At 33.8% G+C, this 2,952-nt stretch carries 5 protein-coding genes; 1 reads left to right on the top strand and 4 read right to left on the bottom strand.

Annotated features, from left to right (window positions below; all coding sequences use genetic code 11):
* From ACT8VG_RS09415 to ACT8VG_RS09405, 3 genes are all read right to left on the bottom strand, one after another.
* The coding region (locus ACT8VG_RS09415) for a YolD-like family protein (protein WP_444195717.1) at positions 1-292 on the bottom strand (292 nt) is incomplete at its 3' end.
* Positions 285-842, bottom strand: coding sequence for a DinB/UmuC family translesion DNA polymerase (locus ACT8VG_RS09410; RefSeq protein ID WP_444195716.1), 558 nt, complete (start codon positions 840-842; stop codon positions 285-287). The genes ACT8VG_RS09415 and ACT8VG_RS09410, both read right to left, overlap by 8 nt.
* The gene (locus ACT8VG_RS09405) at positions 802-1,542 is read right to left on the bottom strand and encodes a Y-family DNA polymerase (protein ID WP_444195715.1); all 741 of its coding nucleotides are present in this window, start codon (positions 1,540-1,542) and stop codon (positions 802-804) included. Before ACT8VG_RS09405 ends, ACT8VG_RS09410 begins: the two co-directional genes overlap by 41 nt.
* A gap of 155 nt (positions 1,543-1,697) precedes the next feature.
* On the opposite strand from ACT8VG_RS09405, the gene ACT8VG_RS09400 reads away from it, so the two are divergent.
* A complete protein-coding gene (locus ACT8VG_RS09400) occupies positions 1,698-2,294 on the top strand; it encodes a LexA family protein (RefSeq protein WP_432272658.1) in 597 nt (198 codons plus the stop codon).
* On the opposite strand, the gene ACT8VG_RS09395 is transcribed toward ACT8VG_RS09400, so the two are convergent.
* Positions 2,286-2,885 carry a tubulin-like doman-containing protein gene (locus ACT8VG_RS09395; protein ID WP_444195714.1) on the bottom strand — a complete coding sequence of 200 codons (600 nt, stop codon included), beginning with the start codon at positions 2,883-2,885 and terminating at the stop codon, positions 2,286-2,288. The two genes, ACT8VG_RS09400 and ACT8VG_RS09395, sit on opposite strands and share 9 nt — an antisense overlap.
* Positions 2,886-2,952 lie beyond the last annotated feature (67 nt).

The following is a 2,952-nucleotide window of genomic DNA, read 5'->3' as shown; positions in this document are numbered from 1 at the left end:
GTGAAAAGATATTTTTAAGCTGTATTTTATGGTTATTGATATAAATATAGTGATCATTGAGATTCACTATTTGTATTGTTCCTCTTATTTTAGAATAAGAAGACCCTGTGTAATAGACAAGTTCTACTTCATCTCCTTCTTGAATTTGGTGTATCTTCCAGTCAAGTTCATAATATCGGTCTTCACATAGTTCTTTTCTAGGTATTGTAGTATCTTCTTGAAGTAGTTCTTTAAATCCTTTTAAGGCATCAAAGCTTAAAAATAAGCGTGCACGATCAACCTTCTTATGCATTATGACCTCCTATTAATGTATTTCTTTTTTCTGTAGTAGCTTTCTCTTGTTTGTTCATAAGCTTTAATATCGCATTCTTCCCATACTTATGACGTATAGAGACAATAGCTTTCTGGAGCTTCTTTTCTTCTTCTAATGCTTCTATATCACTAAATAAGTCATAAGATTCATAGGACTCATCTAAGACATCGTTAAAGGATATAGAGATTTGTCTAATGAGTCTTCCCTTTTGGACTTTTAGATGATAAAGAGATATAAAGGCATCCATCAGAACACTCAATGAATTGGTTCTAACTGTCAGCTTTCTAGAGCCTCCTGCCCATCCTCCCCCATCTGTACGTGAATAACCAATATATAAGCTTATATGATTTGTGACAAGACGTGATTCGACAAGTCTTAAAACATTGAGTTCTACCATTTCCTTTACAACGAGTATTGCATCCTCATATTCATAATCAGAAAAGAGAACCTGTGAATTATTAATAGATTCATTCTTAGGACGATACTTCTTAATAGAGGCAATCGTAGCAGGTTCTCTCCCCCCAGGCATGATCAATAATATATTCTGCATTTATACCAAACTCTTTATAAAGAATCTCTTCAGGAATCTGGGTTATCCCATGCATATCCACAGCACCAAGTTTTAATAAACGATTGGCTGTTCCACTTCCCATATGCCAGAAATCACTGATAGATAAATGATGCCATAAGTATTTCTGATACCTTTCTTCATCTAATATCCCAATATTTTCTTTTGTATGCTTAGAGATGATATCAAGAGCGACTTTCGCAAGATAGAGATTGGTTCCTATGCCACATGTGGCAGTAATATGTGTATCTGCAAATACAGCCTGCATCAACATCTTCGCAAACTCCTTCGCACTCTTATGATAAAGATGCATATAAGATGTGATATCAATAAAACATTCATCAATAGAGTAAACATGAATATCATCAGGTGAGACATAACGACAATAGATACGATAAATACGGGCTGAATACTCCATATAAAGATGCATACGGGGCATTGCAGTAATATATTCAACACCCTTGGGTATTTCAAATATACGACAGCGATTATGAATTCCCATACTTTTCATTTGAGGTGTAATCGCAAGACAGAGTGCTCCATTACCTCTAGTAGGATCTGCCACTACAAGATTGGTTTTAAAGGGATCAAGATGTCTTTCACTACATTCAACTGAGGCAAAGAAGGTTTTTAAATCTATACATAAATATACTTTTTTCATCATTATTTCTCCTTCCTGTTAGTCTTATTATAGTTATCTATGGTGCATATATCAAATAGTTTTGCACCAAAATGATTCTGTAAGTACAATGAATGACGCATTTGTTTGCACCAAATTGTATTATGTTGTATAATGCCTAAAAAGAGGTGGAGAAGATGAATTTTAAAGAATATCTAAAGAGATACAAGGAAAAGATGGGTGTATCTAATGAATATATTGCGAGTCAATTAGGTGTGAACCGTTCTACTGTAACAAGATGGTTAAAGGGTGATACAAAGGTAACTAACCCTGAAGTGATAGAGAAGCTCTCTTTTATATTAGGTGTAGACGTAGAATCACTTATTAATGGTGAGGAACGTTATGAAAAGCCAGTACTAGGTGAAGTCAAGGCAGGGTATGATTTACTCATTGATGAGAATTTTGAAGGATATGAACAAGTGACTCAGGATGATTATTATCGTGGGGATTTCTTTTTACGTGTTGTGGGAGATTCTATGTCAGGGGCTCATATTCATGATGGAGATTTATTATATGTAAAAAAATGTAATGATGTACCAAGTGGGACAATTGCGGTCGTATTAATTAATCGTTGTGAAGTAACAGTCAAAAAGGTTATAAAAAAAGAAGGATTACTGATTCTAGAACCAGCGAACCCTTCTGTTGATGTACGTTATTATTCTCAGGAAGAGGTAGAAAGTCTTCCTGTAGAAATTATTGGAAAAGCATTGTATAGTCGTTCTGATTTAGTATAAGAATTCTTCAATCATTAAAGTACTCATACGCTTCTTGAGATCATCTAGCTTTACATCATCTTCTAGACAAAAAGAAATATGTTTATATTCTTCAAAAAGTGTTTTTCTGCAGGTAATTTCTCTTTGTCCAATTGTAGTCTGATAAAGATGATCATGTGTTGTAATGTTCATATGATGTTGTAATTCTTTTAAAGCAGCCTGACCATTGAGTTTCATACGATGATTCTTTTCTTCTTGATCATCATTGCTTTGTGCATCAAACATATAAGCACAAATACTATAGTTCTTATGATGACATTCCTTGAATAAATCATGAATCATATAAGTGAAGTCTACAAATATTCCTCCACCTGTACCCCCTACTATACCAGAGGCAATAAGGACATTAATATGATTATCTCCAGCAATAGAGATCATCTTCTCAATGAGTGTCTTGAATTCACTTCTTATACCTTCATAGACAGATTGAGTTCTAAAAATCTTCTGTCCAAGTGTTCTATCACAATCTGTTCCACGAGGATCTAGAATAATGATTTCATCATCTGTCATATGTGTATTCTTGATATGAGAAGTCATATCTACGATTCTCATTTTAACTCAATCTATATCATCATAATAATGTTTTATTTTACATATTAAGGAATCAATGACACAGCCA

The sequence above is a fragment of the Catenibacterium sp. genome (assembly GCF_052354645.1).
Classification (GTDB): Bacteria; Bacillota_I; Bacilli_A; order Erysipelotrichales; family Coprobacillaceae; genus Catenibacterium; species Catenibacterium mitsuoka_A.
The sequence above is the reverse complement of the archived record's forward strand: the minus strand, read 5'-3'. Positions and strand labels throughout refer to the sequence as shown.

Coding starts and splice junctions, on each gene's coding strand:
- ACT8VG_RS09410 (WP_444195716.1), bottom strand. CDS start 842: ATGCCTGGGGGGAGAGAACCTGCTACGATTGCCTCTATTAAGAAGTAT.
- ACT8VG_RS09395 (WP_444195714.1), bottom strand. CDS start 2,885: ATGAGAATCGTAGATATGACTTCTCATATCAAGAATACACATATGACA.
- ACT8VG_RS09400 (WP_432272658.1), top strand. CDS start 1,698: ATGAATTTTAAAGAATATCTAAAGAGATACAAGGAAAAGATGGGTGTA.
- ACT8VG_RS09405 (WP_444195715.1), bottom strand. CDS start 1,542: ATGAAAAAAGTATATTTATGTATAGATTTAAAAACCTTCTTTGCCTCA.